This is a genomic window from Streptomyces lothianensis, from assembly GCF_047779955.1.
Classification (GTDB): domain Bacteria; phylum Actinomycetota; class Actinomycetes; order Streptomycetales; family Streptomycetaceae; genus Streptomyces.
Genome location: NZ_JBLMKT010000077.1, coordinates 62,768 through 77,944 on the forward strand (window position 1 = coordinate 62,768; position 15,177 = coordinate 77,944).

The window sequence follows — 15,177 nt, forward strand, 5'->3', positions numbered from 1 at the left end:
CGTATGAAACCCATCGACCTCGATGCCTACGTAAAGGGTGTGCTCGACGGGAAGCGGGCGTCCATCGCCCGCGCCATCACTCTCGTCGAGTCCACCCGGCCCCAGCACCGGGCCCGCGCCCAGGACCTGCTCACCGCGCTCCTGCCGCACAGCGGCAAGGCGCGGCGGATCGGGGTCAGCGGGGTGCCCGGTGTCGGCAAGTCGACCTTCATCGACGCGTTCGGGACGATGCTGACGGGGCGCGGCCACCGGGTCGCGGTCCTCGCCGTGGACCCGTCCTCGACCCGCACCGGCGGCTCCATCCTCGGCGACAAGACCCGCATGGAACGCCTCTCGGTCGACCCCGCGGCCTTCGTCCGGCCCTCCCCCTCCGCGGGAACCCTGGGCGGCGTGGCGAAGGCCACGCGCGAGTCGATCATCATCATGGAAGCGGCCGGCTACGACGTCATCCTCGTCGAGACGGTCGGCGTCGGTCAGTCGGAAACAGCCGTCGCCAACATGGTCGACTCCTTCCTCCTCCTCTCCCTCGCCCGCACGGGCGACGGACTGCAGGGCATCAAGAAGGGCGTCCTGGAACTCGCCGACGTCCTCGCCATCAACAAGGCCGACGGCCCCCACGAACGCGATGCCAAGGCAGCGGCCCGCGAACTGGCGGGCGCCCTCCGCCTCATGCACTCCGCCGACCCGGCCTGGACTCCCCCGGTCCTGACCTGCAGCGCCCGCGAGTCGACGGGCCTCGACACGGTCTGGGACCGCCTGGAACAGCACCGCGACCTGCTCTCGTCGACGGGCCGCCTGGCGGAGAAACGCCGCTCGCAGCAGGTCGACTGGACCTGGTCCATGGTCCACGAGGACCTCCTGACCCGCCTCCACACGGACCCGACCGTCCGCGCCGTCGCCCCGGACCTGGAACGCCGGGTCCGCGAGGGCGAGTTGACTCCGACGCTGGCGGCGGAGCGAATCCTGGACGCGTTCGGCGAACGAGACTGACGGCAGGCACCCAGCGGTCTTGGAACACGGGGCGCGCCCCCACAGCCCTCCCGCAACCGAGCTCGGACCCGTCATGGCCGTACGCCAGCGGGTACTTCATCGCAGAAGGGTCATACAGCACCCGAAACTTGGCGCCTGCCGCCTACACGCAACAACGTGCAATGCTGCACCGGCCGAGAAAAATGAATGCCCTCACCAGAGCCACCATTAATTCTTCGCTCCCGCCGCGACCTCAGTCGACAGGGGCACACTGGATTCGGGTTCAGATCAAGGGTGAAAATTCAATGGACTCCCACTCGAACGCGACGTTTGGCCATCCCCGGGGAACCTCTCCCCGAGCAAGCGCCAGCAAGAAGTCTGCTACTCCCCCTGGGAAAATCTGCACCTCCGGGCACTGCCGAAAGGATACCGCCACTCTCCAGCCAGAACTGGAGGGACATGGCGGAACCAACAGGCAGACGTCACCGTTAAAATTATGATAGGCCCACGGTAGAAACCTGGCAACCCCGGAACTGGCTACCGGACGCTCACTGGGCGCCTCACCCAAATCCTCAAGAAACATGCGACGCTCTTCCTGCATTTCCCCCAAGAGAGGCTCGACACCCTCAGGATGCCCAACGCACAGGTGCCTGAAAACGACAGCATCCCCGTAGTCGTCCACAAACTTCTTGTAGTCGCGAGGTAGCTCAAAACCGGCCCAGTCCTCAATCTTCCGCCATGACTCAGGCTTTGCGGGACGGAACCTTTCCGGTGGGCCGAAGGCCTCGTGGATCGAATTCATCTCGACATTCACCTCTCGTAGACCTCAGACGAACATACCGCTGGCCCAGAGACTGCCGCATTCCTAACGTAGCAGTCTACGTCCATCCCTCGACTGCCCCACGCTCGAATATGAATCAGACTGGGAATCCCAGTCGAACTCGTTGGATATACAGGCGTAACCACGTAGTTAACCCTCTGCCCACCAACTACCTGTTTTGCGACTTTATCCTCAATCCCCTTCATGGTCCTCGAATTCGCATCCCGGTGCAGCGGAACCAAGTTCCTCAAGTCCGACCCAGAACCACCAAGCTGACAGGCCGCCAGGTGACCTCTCGCTTTAGCCTTAGGGCTCACCTTAAGACTCCAATAGTCCGCCGGGTACGGGCCATTTATCGCACCTGTTGTACAATCTGGCTTCCACTTGGTGATCGTTTTCGTTCCGTCTCCGGCGTCCTCGGGGGATGAGTACACCGCGATTATGCCGGTAGCGCGACACCCGTCGTTCCCGGGGCGGAAGCGTTCCCGTGGCAAGTACTTAATGTTTCCTGTCGCGTTCTCGCCGGCCTGGTCGTCGCACCCTTCGGGATCCCTGGAGTCGCCTCCGGGGTTCCGTGACTCGTCAAGGTACGGGTCCGGTGCGGGTTCGTACGTGTCGCGCGGCTGTGGCGTGTAGGACTCGTTTTCGCGGATTTGATCGAGGACGTTTTCGGCTTCTTCTATTAGTTTCCAGCCGTAGTGGGGGTTCCAGCCGTTTCGGGGGTCCCATTCGGGTCGGGGGATGGGGCGGGTGGGTGCTGGGGCTGGTTTCTTGCCCCGGTTGGGGTTTTGTGGGCGTGGGGGTTTCTTAGGTTGTGTGGGGGCGGGTCGTCCGGGTGAGGTGGAGCCTTTTCCGGGGCCGGGGGTGATTCCGCCTCCGGGGGGCGTTCCGGGGTGTGGCTTGCATTTGATGGTGCAGCGTGAGGGCCTGGGCCATTTGAGGTGCTTGCCGTTGCAGTAGCTGGGGGTGCAGCGGTCGGCGCGGGGTCTCCAGCCGCCTCTGGACTTCTTGCTCTGCGTCCTGGTCGTTGACTTGCCTGAGGTGCTTGGTGTTTTGGGGGTCGTGCCCGTGCTGCCTCCGCCGCCGCCTCGCCCGCCGCCGCCTCCTCGCCCGCCGGCTCCAGCTCCGGGTGCGCCTGCACCAGTACAACAGTCCTGTGCATGGCCCGACGGGTCGGTGCCGTTGAGTGGGTCGGCGTTTCCGTAGGCGTGGCGGTTGATTTGGGCGGAGGGGCTTGTGTCGAGGAGCCAGGTGTCGCGGGAGGTGAAGGTGCCTTGGCCTGGCTGGTACCAGCGGGATGACATGTTGATGTCGCCGCTGGTGGGGTCGGTCCAGCCGGATTGGTAGCCGAGGGCGGGGTTGCTGCCTTGGGTGGCGGTGGTGGTGCCGAAGGGGTCGTAGGCGCGGGAGCCGGTGAGGGTGGTGCCGTCGGTGCTGAGTTGGCCGATGAGGTCGGTGTGCTGGTCGGTGAGGGTCCAGTGGGCGCCGGTGATGTCGGAGGTGGCGAGCAGGGCCCCGGTGGCGGTGCGGCGGTAGGTGGTGGTGCCGTCGTAGGTGAGGTTGTTGGAGCCGCCGTCGTAGGTGAAGGGGGTGCCGTTGTGTTCGCCGACGCGGTCGAGGGAGTCGTAGGTGAAGGTCGAGGCGCCGTCCGAGACTTTGCGTTCGAAGGCGTCGAAGTCCAGGGTCCGCGGGGTGCCCGAGCCGTCGTCGACCGTGCTCAGTGCGCCGCGGGGGGTGTGGGTGAAGGTTGTGGTGCCGTCGGTGAGTTGGCGGTTGCGCTGGTCGAAGGTCGCTGTCCGGTCGCCGGCCTGGATACGGTTGCCGGAGTGGTCCCACGTGTAGTCGACCATGAGCAGCCCGTGGGTCCAGGTGGTCAGGCGTCCTGCGTCGTCGTAGGCGTAGGTGTGGTTGCCCGCCCCGGCCGTGCCGCGGGTCTCCTTGCTGGTCAGGCGGTCGTCCAGGTCGTAGCCGTAGACCATCGCGGCCTGTTCCTGGGTGCCGTCCGGGTTGGTGACCGTGTCGCTGGTCAGACGGCCGAGGCTGTCGTAGCCGTAACTACGGCGGGCCACCTCCGCCCACTCGGTCGAACCCTCGGGCTGAACCGCGTACTGCTCCATCCGCAGCCGCCCGGCCGCGTCGAAGTCGTACCAGATGTCACCGCCCGTGGCCTCGTCCCACGTCCAGGACGCACGACCGGCCTCGTCATACCCGTACGCCGTCGTGACACCCTCCGACGTCCGCTCCGTCATATTGCCGTCGGCGTCGTACACGTACGAGTTCGTGCCGCCGTGTCCTGTGGTGGCCAGCAGCTGTCCGCGGTCGTTGTAGGTGAACGTGTTCTGGACCGTGACGTCGTCGGTGCCCGCCTCGGTCATCCGGCCGGCCAGGTCGTAGCCGAAGGTGCGGGCAGCCGTGTAGGCCTCCGCCCCGGTGCCCGTCTCGCTGACGAGACGGCCGAGGCGGTCGTAGACGCGCTCGCGCTTGACGCCGCCGGGCAGCAGCTCGGACACGGGCTGTCCCACGGCGTCGTAGGCGACCGTCCAGGTGCGGTCCGCTGCCGCCGGGTGAGCCGTGGTGGCGGGTTCGATGGTGGATTCCGGCAGGCCCCAGCTGTTGAAGGTGTACGTCGTGGAGTTGCCGCGGCCGTCGGTCGTCCGCGTGCGGTTGCCCGCGGGGTCGTAGCCGAACGTCGTCGTGATCGACTCGCCTTCGTCGACCGGCTCGACCTGCTTCGTCAGCCGTCCGAGCGCGTCGAAGGCGAACGTGGTCCGTGCCTTGGTCGCGGAGGTCACCGCGGTGCGGTTGCCGTCGGCGTCGAACTCCGCCGTGCTGGTGCGCAGGGCGGTGGTTCCCGTGCCGTAGTCGGTCACCGCGGTCGTGTTGTCGAGGGCGTCGTACGCCATGGTGGTCCTGCGGCCGGTGGCGTCCGTGGTGTCGGTCCGACGGCCGAGACCGTCGTATCCGAACGAGGTGCTGCCGGCCGGTGTGGTGACCTTCACAAGCTCGCCCGCCGCATTGTGCGTGGCGGTGGTGGTGATGCCACCGGGAGTCGTCGAGGCCGTCTGGTTTCCGGCGTCGTCCCAGGTGTACCGGGTCGTGAGGTTCTGAAGGCTCGGGTACCGCTCGACTGTTGTGCTGGTCAGCTGACGTCCCAGCTGGTCGTACGTGGCCTCGGTACGGGAACCCGTGGGGCCGGTCGCCGACAGCATCAGCGACGTCGGGGTCCAGGTGTACTCGCTCACGCCCGGGCCTTCGAAGCCGTTCGCCAGCGAGTTGTTCAGGGTGCGGGACTGGGGGTCCGTGAGGTTCTGGTCCTGCAGGTACTCGGCGACCGGGTCGGTCCGGCGCGTCAGGTTGCCCAGCTGATCGTAGGCGTACAGCGTGCTTCGGCCGAGCGGGTCGGTCGTGCTGACGACGCGGTCGAGCTTGTCGTAGGCGGTGCGCGCCACGGCGGTGATCTTCTCGCCGCCGGGCGGGGTGTAGTCGGGCAGGGTGACCGCCACCGGGCGCCCCAGGGCGTCGGTCTCGGTGCGGGTTGTCGCACCGTTCGGGTCCCTGGTCTCGGTGGCTTCCCCGAAGGTGTTGTAGCCCGTGAGGGTGGTCGGGTGGGTCCTGGTCGCCGTACCGCCGTCTGTCTCGGTGTCGACGGCGGGGGCCTTCTGCTCCACCAGTCGGCCGAGGGCGTCGTAGCGGTAACTCGTCGTGTGGGCAGCCGGGTCGGCGCCGTCGGCGTTGCCGCGCGGGCTCACCGTGGTCAGCTGAAGGCCGCGGTCGTCGAAGGTGTGGCGCGTCGTGTGAGTCGTCGTGCCGTCGGTGACGGACTGCGCGGTGAGGAGGCCCGCCTCGTCGTACTCGGCGGTGCTCGTCAGGGTCTTGTCCGAAGAGACGGACTGGGTCTGCTTCAGGATCCGGTCGTCGGCGTCGTAGGTGAACGTCGCGACACGGTTGAGACCGCCGGGGTCGACGACGCTGCGCTCGGTTCGGCCCAGGTCGTCCACCTGGTACGTGACCTTCGTGCCGCCGGGCGCGATCTGCTGGACCAGGTGGCCCGCCGGGTCGTAGGTGTTGGACTCCAGCACGATGTCGTGCTTGGAGCCATCGGCCTGGGTGACCTGCTCCGCGGTCACGGTCGCCGGCAGGCCGTCGTCGAAGTAGGTGTACTTCGTCGTGGCGCCCATCGCGTCGGTGGTGGTGGCCAAGCGGCCCGCCGGGTCGTAGGCGTTGGAGACCAGCACCAGGTCACGGGTCGTGCCGGAGGGGTCGCCGGTCCAGTCCTTCAGCACCGATGCGGCGTGCTGGCCGCGGGGCGTGTAGCTGTGTGTGGAGACCGTTCCTTCGGCGTCGGTCTCCTCGACCAGCCTGCCCAGCGCATCGTAGGCGAAGAGGGTCGTGCCGCCCTCGGCGTCGGTCACGCTGTCGTTGAGACCGTACGTGTCGTAGTGGTACGCCGTGGTGCGCTTGGTGTCGCCACCGTCGAGGTCCTCGGTGGACTCGGTCAGCAGGTTGCCGTCCGGGTCGTAGGTGCGTGTCACCTTGGCGGTGTGTGTGGTGCCGGTGACCTCGTTCTCCACCGCGGTGCCCGTCTCGGACACCGGCCGCGACATGCGGTCGTAGGCGTAGGTGGTGGTCACACCGGCGGGGAAGCTGTCCGAGATCTGCTTCTCGGTCAGCTTCCGTCCGAGCCCGTCATACGTGAACTCGGTGACCAGGCCGGTGGGTCCGGTCAGGCGGGCGAGATCGCCGTCGGGGTAATACCCGTACGCGGTGACGGCGCCGCCGGGTGTCCTGGTGGAGGCGACGAGGCCGGGCGGCACGGTCCCTCCGCCGACCGCCGCCTCCGTACCTGAGGTGTAGGAGGTGGTGGCGGCGGTGTCGTCCGCGCGTCCGGCACGGGTCAACTGTCCCTGCGCGTTGTACTCGAAGTAGCTGCGGTAGGTGTCGTCCCGGTAGCCCTTGGAGCGTTGGTCCCGGAAGGTGAGCACCTTGTCGTTGCGGGGATCCAGCGGATCCGCCTCGTTCAGGTAGTACGAACGGAAGGAGGTCCAGCAGGAGTCGGCATCCCGGCAGGTCGTCGTCGACACCGTGTTGCCGCGCTCGTCGTGTCCGGTGACGGTGGCGTGGCCGTTGGGGTCGGTGACGGTGTGCAGGAAGCCTCCGACGTCGTATGCGTAGGAGGTGGTCGCACCGGTCTCGTCGGTCCGGGCGACGACGCGGTTGCCGCGTACCGCGTCGAAGCTGGTGCTGCTGGTCTTGCCGAGCGGGTTGGTGACCTTGACCGTCGAAGTCAGGCCCGACGCGGCGGAGTCGGTCTGCGCGCGGTAGTGGGCGGCTACCTGTTCGTCGGTCAGGGCGCGGCGGTAGACGGCCGCCTCGTCGAGGTCGCCGTTGAAGTAGTAGGTGCCGGAGGGCAGACCCATCCAGCCGGAGCTTCCGTGCCCGGCGCCGAGGTAGGCATACGGCCTGGACTGCTCGGAAATGGTGCCGGCCAGTGAACCGACCTTGACGCCGTCCAGGTAGAGCGACTGCGTGGTCTCGGATCCGGTGAGCACCGCGTGGTGCCACTCACCGTCCGTGACCGGCTGCGCGGAGACGATGGGAGTGGCCCCGGGGCTGCCGGTCGGATAGAACTCGCCGCGGAGCTTGCCCGAGCCGTCGATGTTGAGGACCGGGCGCCAGGACGTGGGGGTCTCACCGATGGGCGTGTTCTGGAAGCTCATCAGAACGCCGGAGTGACGCGTCGTGCGGAACCACAGCTCCGCCGAGAGGTCCGTAGTCCCGGAAGGGATGGAGCCGGGTATCTCGATGTATCCGTCGCTGGTGGACCAGACCGCTCTGTCGTCCCCGGGACCGAATGCTCCCGTCACTCCCCGCCTCGGGCCTCTCGGCATTTTGGGGCCCTTGCGGTAGGTCGCCTCCATGCCAGCACCGCCAACCTCGCTGGTGTACGGTCCGCTCGTTGCATCCAGGCGCCAGTAGGCGGCAGGGGCGTCCGAGACAACGACTCCGCGGTATTGGTCGCCGGTGCCGCTGATCAGTGCTCTCCGGGCCTGCATGTGCAGAGCCGGTGTCTCGACGCCCGACAGCGGAAAGTACGACCAGGACCCGTCGGTCGACTGCCGGAACTCGACCAGCGCCTTGTCGTAGAAGGCCACTTCATCGACCTGACCGGTGAAGTTGTGATAGCCGTTCGCCTTGCCGTCCCAGCTGGGCGAGGCATATCCACCGCCGATATAGACATGCGGGAGTCGGGCGGTCGTGAGCCCCGACTGGGTGTGGTCCTGGTACGTGCCGTCGATGAACAGCGCCTGCACACCCTCGTTGGCCGTCAGTACGACGTGGTGCCATTTGTCGTCGTCGACGCCCACCTTGGAAATGAGGCTGGAGGCACCCGGAGTGAACTTCCCACGCAGCTTGCCCTCGGCATCGATGACGAGCATCGGCTGCCATGCGGTCGGGGTCTCCCCGAACTCCGCGTTCTGCATGGTGGCGAGCACACCGGACTCTGTGGTCTTGAACCACAGTTCGACCGACATCGACGTACCGGTGCCCAGCGCCTCGCTCGGTACCTTCACGGCACCGTCGCCGGTGAAGGTCGCCGAGGTGTCGTCGCCGTCCGCGAAGATACCGGCGCTGCCGAGACGCACACCGTCGTAGCTGCCGTCGAGCAGTTCACCCAGCGGGCTGCGGGCCACGGCTCCGGTGCGTTCACCGAGACGCCAGTATCCGGTGGGCCCGGTCTGCAGGATCGTCTGCTCGTACGCGGGTGAGGCCGAGGAGTAGGAGGGGGCGGAGACCTCCCACTCCCCGCCGTTCTCGTCGGTCAGCTGCGTGACGCGTCCGGTGCCCGAGTCGTACGTCACCTTCGCATGCACACGGCCGGACGGCAGCGTGGACATGGTCATCCGCCCCGCCAGCGCACGCGCCTCGTAGTGCGCGGCCACCGTCTCGCCGTCGAGCGGGTGGTGGTACACCGCCACCTCGTCCAGGCTTCCGGAGAAGTGGCGTACGCCTTCCGCCGCGCCGTCCCAGGCCGGGCTCGACCAGCCCGCGCCCAGGTAGGTGTTGGTCTTGGTGTGGTGGTCGACGGGCCCGGTCAGCGAGCCGACCGCCTTGCCGTCGAGATAGAGGGTCTGCGTCGTGCCCGCTCCGGAGAGGACGACGTGGTGCCACTTGTCGTCCGTGACGGTGGCCGTGGAGGTGATGGGGGTGACCGACCTGCCCGTGATCTCGAACTGCGCGCGCAGTTTGCCGTCGCCGGTGATGCCCAGTGGACTCCAGTGGTGCGGCCTGCCGTCCTCCAGCGCGCCGCCCTGGAAGCCGACCAGGACACCCGGCTGAGTCGTCTTGAACCACAGCTCGACCGACAGGAACGTCGATGTCCGCAGTGTGTCGTCCGGCAGTTCGACGTACGAATCGGTCCCGTTGAAGGTGGCGGCGAGGTCGCTGGTGCCGGCGAGCGCGCCCGGCTGGCCCAGCTGTACGTCGTTGTACGAGGCCGCGTTGAGGCCCGTACGGGACGGCGATTCGCTGACGCCGCTGGACGCACCCGCTTCCTCGCCCAGGCGCCAGTACGAGACGGGCGACTCGTCCAGGACCATGTTGCGGTACAGCGAGCCGTCCTCGTACGCGTACACCGTGCACTCGGTCGTGGAGACCGGCGGACAGACCTTCGTCAGACGGTTGCCGTCGTACGTGTAAGTCCAGGTCAGCCCGGGTGCGTTCGGCCCTTCGGCGCTGGTTGTCACCGTGGCGACACGGTCGCCGGACCACGTGAAGGAGAGCGACCGGCCGGAGAGATCGTCCTTGACGGCGGTGAGCGGACCTGCGCCTTCCTGCGCGTACTGCAGCGTCTGCTTGCGGCCGTGCCCGTCGAGTATGTGGGTGAGGCGGCCGCTGCCACTGCTGAAGTGGTAGCGGGTGCCCGAGCGCTCACGCAGCACCCAGTCCTCGGGAGCTCCCCCGGATTCGAGGCGGATCAGGCGCATGGTGCTGCCGACCGGCCCCGTGTAGGTTCCGTCCGGATTCTTTCCGAACCGGACACGTGTGCCGTCGACCATGGTGACGACGGCCGAGGCCGTATCGGGTTCGGCGTCGAGCCGCATGTCCCACGGGCTCGTCCAACCGGCGCCGAAGGCGGTGTCGTCGCGTGGGTCGAGCGAGTTGTAGACCCGGTCGACGGCGAGCTTGGGGCCCACTGTCGCGAGCGCGGCATCGGTGGCGGCGGTGGCATAGTTGCCGGACAGGGCGGCGAATTCACGGTCGTCGTCACCGCCCAGGTTTCCGGTCACCGGAGGCTGTGGGACCTGGGTCGAGAGCAGAGCCGCACCAGGCCGTGCGGATGTGTCCTTGCCGTCGTACACGTACACGTACCAGGCGTAGGTCTTCCCCCAGGACAGCCATCCTGAAGGAACGGCCCACTGCCGCGCCGGGCTTCGGCTTCCCTGCCGGCAGTTCTTGCGGAGGTCCTTGCCGCTGATCTCACAGACCTCGAAGGTGTACTGGAGCGCACCGCCCGGATAGTGGTCGATGTCCTCGCCCTCGGCCCACAGCGTCGGCGTCAGGGAACTGGCGACGGCGCCGCTTCCAGGTGACTCCTTGGTCAGCCGGGGCGGCATGTTCACCGCGGAGATCCGCACCGCGGCACCCGGGACTCCCGCCGAGGTGAACCGGCTCACGCCGTAGTCGGTCATCGTCCACACGATGGTGTAGGTCGCCGGGGGCAGAGCCGCCACGTTGGCGTTCAGCGTGACACTCTCACCGGGTGAGATGTCACTCGGCATCTCGGTGTACGCGATCTTCGAGGAGTCGGTGATCGCCTTGCCGGCCGCGTCGTAGAGGTTGTAGCGGAGCTTGTACTTACCACCCTTGGGCCAGGTCTCCCGGCCTTGGTTGGTGACCGTCACCTTCTCCACGCCCTGGGAGGTCGCGGTCACCGGAGCGGTGAACGCGCCAGGCTTGTACGTCGCCCCGTACTTGGTCCAGGTCACGTCGAGGCTGGGCTTGCCGTCCGGGTAGTCGTCCGAGCCGAACTGCTTCCATCCGTACGAGTCGCTCATGGAAGCCTTGACGGCGAGGCCGTAGTTCTTCTTGCGGCCGTGCGTCCAGTCGTCCACGAGCTTGCGGCCCGCCGAGCCCAGCTTGATGGCCTCCCATTTCGGGGCGCATGTCCAGGAGGAGGCTCCCTTGGGCCGCCAGCCGTGCGCGAAGCTCTTCGAACCGAGAGAGGAACCGGTCGACGGACCGGGGTAGTCGGTCGTCGTGGTCTCCGACCAGTTGGACGTGATCGGGTGCACCGTCACCGGGCGGGCGCTGCAGGAGAAGGACCAGGTGTTGTAAAGCGCGAGGTTGGCGTTCAGCACCCAGGCGTTCTTCAGGGTGCTCTCCACGCCGGTGAACCGCAGGAAGGAGATGGCCCGGTGAGAACCACCGTCGTAGGTGCCGGCTTTGAGGACGGTACTGCTGGAGAAGTTCACGTCGTACGGGCGTTCCACGTACGTGCCGGAGGTGGAGTCGAACGACTTCACCGACGGGTCGACACGCACCGGGAAGACGCGCTCCGGATCAGCCAGCCACTTCTCGTCGAGTTCGACCACGAGAACCTGGCGGCCGCCCTCCCGCTCCAGGCGGTAGGTGACTCCGGACGAAACAGCGCCCTCGTTGGCGTTCTCCGCGAAGGCGGAGTCCTCCATCCAGCCTGCGGGGGTCCATGCCACCTGCTTGCCGTCGGCATCCGAGAAGACCACGCCTCCGTGGTCGCCGATACTCGCCGTCAGACCCTTCAGCTGAAGCGGGAAGCGCCACGTGGTGGGCGCGTCCCGGTCCTTGAGCAGAATCGTCTCCTTGACCGAGTCGCTGCCCGCGATGAATTCCAGATCCGCACCCGGACGAACGCCGGAGTAGTTGACGACGCTCCCGTCCGCCTGCGCTACGGAGGCGGCCGCGCCCTCGACGCCGTAGCCGATCGACAGCCCTTCGGCCACGTCGAGCGTGACCACGGATTCACTGTCCGCACGCTCGGCGAACCTGATGGGTGTCTCCGTCGAACGCGTCTGCCAGGCATCGTCGTCCGCGTTCATGGTCCTGAGACCAGCGGGACCGGCGGAGTGCGGGCGCACCAACGTGGTGTCGATGCGCTGCCACTTCCCCTTCTCGTCGCGGAAGTTGACGTCCTCGTTGTAGAAGCGGGTGGTATGGGTGCCGTCCGGATTGATGAACGTGCTCTCACGAGCCTTGCGAGCACCCGGCACCTCGCGGCTCTGCTTGGCATCGAAGCCCTTGACCGGCTCGAGGTCCGGCGCCTCGACCTTGGTGGCCGGGCCCGGCTCCGGCTCCTTCGCGGTCTCGGTCGGCGGCACGGAGCGGACCGCGTCTTCCGGCGGAAGTTCGCCAGGGGCGGTCAACGGGCCCTTGCGCCCGCCGCTCGCGGGCGAGTCGGTGCTCTCCCCGGAGGCTGCGTGGCTGCGTCCGGAAGCCGACCCCCAGCGCTGACCGGGAGAGTCACCGGAGTCGACGGCGGCCTCCGCGCCCCGCTGGTCGACAGCCAGTGCCAACTGTTGCGTCCCGGTCAGTACCGCCATCAGAAACGCGGCAGAGACCGCCAATGGACGTGCGATGCGCACAGATTCCCCCACCCGTGTGATCCAGACGGGGTATTCGTACGCGCCTTCACAGGTGACTCACAAGGTCTACATAGCGACATGTGGTTCAGCCCACAGACGCAAAGGCGATGAATCAGAGGAAGTACCGATGTTCACGGCTCACCGGACAGCCGGTGAGCGCGCCGGACTGCCGGCAGGTCGACGGTCAGGCCGTGGCGTAGGCCTGGGTGTGGGGCAGGGAGGCCCACATGCGGGTGCCGGGGGTGGGATCTTCAGCCTCGGCGATGCCCCAGCTGCCGTGACAGGTGCGGATGATGCAGTTGAGGAGGTTGAGGGAGGTGCGGCGGCGGGCCGCCTGGGCTTGGGCCAGTCGGGGGTGGGCGGGGACGGGGTCGTCGTCGTAGAGCGTGATGCGCAGGGCTTGGTCTCGGTAGCGGAGGCTCAGATAGATCGTCGGGGCCGCCGTGAACTTGCACGCGCAGGCGGCGAGTTCGGTGATGGCGAGCAAGGCCGGTTCCGTCAGTTCGTGGAGCGCGTGCGCCTCCAGGAAGGTGCGGGAGGTGGCGCGGGCCAGGCTCGGGGAGCTGAGGGCTGCGGGGAGGGTGAGGCTGTAGGCCAGGGTTTCGGGGGTCGGGGTGGTGGGTTCGGTGGGGAGTGGGATGAGGGTGGGCATGGGGGATCAACTCCTATGCGGTGAGGCGGGATGCGGTTGGGTCGGCGGTGCGATCCGTCGGCGCGGGGTGGCCTGTCCCGGCTGCGCGCAGGCCGGGGTGCGCTTCCGCCGCGCCGAGAGTGGAGTAGCGGGTGCGTCACCGAATGTAGGGGTGATGCGGGTCACGTGTCCACGCGTTGGGAGATAATTACCCCTAGCGGATGGACTGTTGGGTGCCATCACTGCAAACTGACCCCCATGGCCACCAGGACCCTGCCCACCGAGCGCCAGAAGCGCCTTGGTGCCGAGCTCCGCAAATCGCGCCTCGCCGCCGGCGCGACTACGGACTACGCCGCCGGGCTGCTCGGAATCGACCGCACTCGACTGGCCAATATGGAGTCCGGGATCCGCCCGATCTCACCCGACCGAGTCCGCACACTGGCCGCCAACTACACCTGCACGGACAGCAGTTACATCGAGGCGCTGGTCGCAATGGCGGAGAGTAGGGGTCGCTGGTGGTGGGAGAAGCATCGAGGCACGCTCTCGGCCGGACTCCTGGACATCGCCGAGCTGGAGTGGCACGCCACCCGCGTGCAGACCGTCCAGGTCATGCACGTTCCCGGACTGCTGCAGACGGAGGAGTACGCGCGTGCAGTATTCGGCGCTGTACTGCCCCCGCTGACCCGGCTGGAGATCGAGCTGCGGGTGGCCCACCGCATGGAACGCCAGCAGGTGTTCGACCGGCCGCAACCCTTGCCGTACGTGGCGTACGTGCACGAGGCCGCGCTACGGATGCGATTCGGTGGAGCCCAGGTCATGCGCGCCCAGTTGCTACACCTGTGCGATGTCTCCCGGAGCGCCACCATCACCGTGCGCGTGATCCCGGACCAGGCGGAGGACTTCCCCGGTGCCGGTCACGCGCTGCTCTACGCAGACGGTGTCGTCCCTCAGCTCGACACTGTTCAGCTCGACTCGGCGCATGGCCCCGAGTTCACGCACGCCGAGGCCCAACTCACCAAGTACAGAGCACATCTTGATTGGATGGACAAGGCCGCGCTGCCCCCCGCTGACTCGCGCGATCGCATCCGGGACATCGCCCGCAACCTCTAGGAAGGCCATGTTGAAGCACATCAACTGGGAAGAACCGTTCTGCGGCGAGGGCAACAACTGCTTCCGCCTCGGCACCGACCCCCACGGCAACGCCTACATCGCCGTAGCCGGTACTGAGGAAACGTATCTGAGCGACAGCCGAGAGGCGCTCCGGGCGCTGATCACCGAGATCAAGAGCGGCAAGGCCGACCACTTGCTGTGAAGCGCCCGCCGTCGCCCTCCGCCATGTCGTCCCCACCCTTGGAAGTCCGGGCCCGGACCACCAGACTCTCCACCATGACAGCCACCGCCGAAGAGCGCTGGGAGCCGACCTACGGCGCTCCCTATCAGCCAGTCCCCTACCGACCGGAGCGCATGGAGCGCGCGGAGTCCCTTGCCCGCGCGGCGGAACTGCGCGACCGGATGCAGCGGCGGCGCACGGTGCGCCGGTTCTCCCCGGACCCCGTACCGGAGCAGGTCGTACGGGACGCGATCGCCTGCGCGGCCACGGCGCCGTCCGGCGCCCACCAGCAGCCCTGGACCTTCGTACTGGTCCGGGATCCCGGGATCCGCGCGCGCATCCGCGAAGAGGCCGAGCGCGAGGAACGGATCTCCTACGACGGCAGGCTCGGCGAGGAATGGCTCGCCGCCCTGCGCCCGCTGGGCACGGACGCGGTGAAGACACACCTCACGGACGCCCCGGCGCTGATCGTGGTCTTCCAGCAGCGCTACTGGCTGGGCGAGGACGGCGAGAAGCGCAAGCACTACTACGTGGACGAGTCCGTGGGCATCGCGGTCGGCATGCTGCTGTCCGCCCTGCACCTGTCGGGCCTGGCCGCACTGATCCACACCCCGAGCCCGATGCGCTTCCTGTCCCAGGTGCTGGAACGGCCCGAGAACGAGAAGGCGTTCGCGGTGATCCCGGTCGGATACCCGGCCGAGGACTGCCAGGTGCCGGACCTCAAGCGCAAGGCGCTGGACCAGGTGATGGTGGAGATCTGACGGACGCGCACAAAATGTGTTCACCGGCGGCAGCCGGGCGGGCGGCC

6 protein-coding genes are annotated in these 15,177 nt (G+C 67.6%); 4 read left to right on the plus strand and 2 right to left on the minus strand.

Annotated elements, in window-relative coordinates:
• Positions 1–3: 3 nt before the first annotated feature.
• Positions 4–990 (plus strand): methylmalonyl Co-A mutase-associated GTPase MeaB, encoded by a 987-nt coding sequence (gene meaB / locus ACLF6P_RS27720; protein ID WP_415953992.1) that lies wholly within the window; start codon positions 4–6, stop codon positions 988–990.
• 789 nt (positions 991–1,779) lie between these two features.
• On the opposite strand, the gene ACLF6P_RS27725 is transcribed toward meaB, so the two are convergent.
• Together ACLF6P_RS27725 and ACLF6P_RS27730 are read right to left on the minus strand one after the other, a co-directional pair.
• A complete protein-coding gene (locus ACLF6P_RS27725) occupies positions 1,780–12,366 on the minus strand; it encodes a LamG-like jellyroll fold domain-containing protein (protein WP_415953994.1) in 10,587 nt (3,528 codons plus the stop codon).
• Positions 12,367–12,592: 226 nt separating this feature from the next.
• Positions 12,593–13,060, minus strand: a complete 468-nt coding sequence (locus ACLF6P_RS27730; protein ID WP_415953996.1) for an ATP-binding protein — start codon at positions 13,058–13,060, stop codon at positions 12,593–12,595.
• A 237-nt stretch (positions 13,061–13,297) separates the two neighbouring features.
• Between ACLF6P_RS27730 and ACLF6P_RS27735 the strand changes: the two genes are divergently transcribed.
• The 3 genes from ACLF6P_RS27735 (at position 13,298) to ACLF6P_RS27745 (ending at position 15,130) form a co-directional block, all read left to right on the plus strand.
• Positions 13,298–14,149, plus strand: a complete 852-nt coding sequence (locus tag ACLF6P_RS27735; RefSeq protein WP_415953997.1) for a helix-turn-helix domain-containing protein — start codon at positions 13,298–13,300, stop codon at positions 14,147–14,149.
• A gap of 10 nt (positions 14,150–14,159) precedes the next feature.
• The gene (locus ACLF6P_RS27740; RefSeq protein ID WP_415954047.1) at positions 14,160–14,351 is read left to right on the plus strand and encodes a hypothetical protein; all 192 of its coding nucleotides are present in this window, start codon (positions 14,160–14,162) and stop codon (positions 14,349–14,351) included.
• A 74-nt stretch (positions 14,352–14,425) separates the two neighbouring features.
• Positions 14,426–15,130: a nitroreductase family protein gene (locus tag ACLF6P_RS27745; protein WP_415953998.1), complete on the plus strand. Its 705-nt coding sequence runs from the start codon at positions 14,426–14,428 to the stop codon at positions 15,128–15,130.
• The last annotated feature ends 47 nt before the right edge of the window (positions 15,131–15,177 follow it).

What these genes read in the sequence shown, in the direction of transcription:
- ACLF6P_RS27735 (WP_415953997.1), top strand. Translation starts at nt 13,298, where the DNA reads ATGGCCACCAGGACCCTGCCCACCGAGCGCCAGAAGCGCCTTGGTGCC.
- meaB (WP_415953992.1), top strand. Translation starts at nt 4, where the DNA reads ATGAAACCCATCGACCTCGATGCCTACGTAAAGGGTGTGCTCGACGGG.
- ACLF6P_RS27725 (WP_415953994.1), bottom strand. Translation starts at nt 12,366, where the DNA reads ATGGCGGTACTGACCGGGACGCAACAGTTGGCACTGGCTGTCGACCAG.
- ACLF6P_RS27730 (WP_415953996.1), bottom strand. Translation starts at nt 13,060, where the DNA reads ATGCCCACCCTCATCCCACTCCCCACCGAACCCACCACCCCGACCCCC.
- ACLF6P_RS27745 (WP_415953998.1), top strand. Translation starts at nt 14,426, where the DNA reads ATGACAGCCACCGCCGAAGAGCGCTGGGAGCCGACCTACGGCGCTCCC.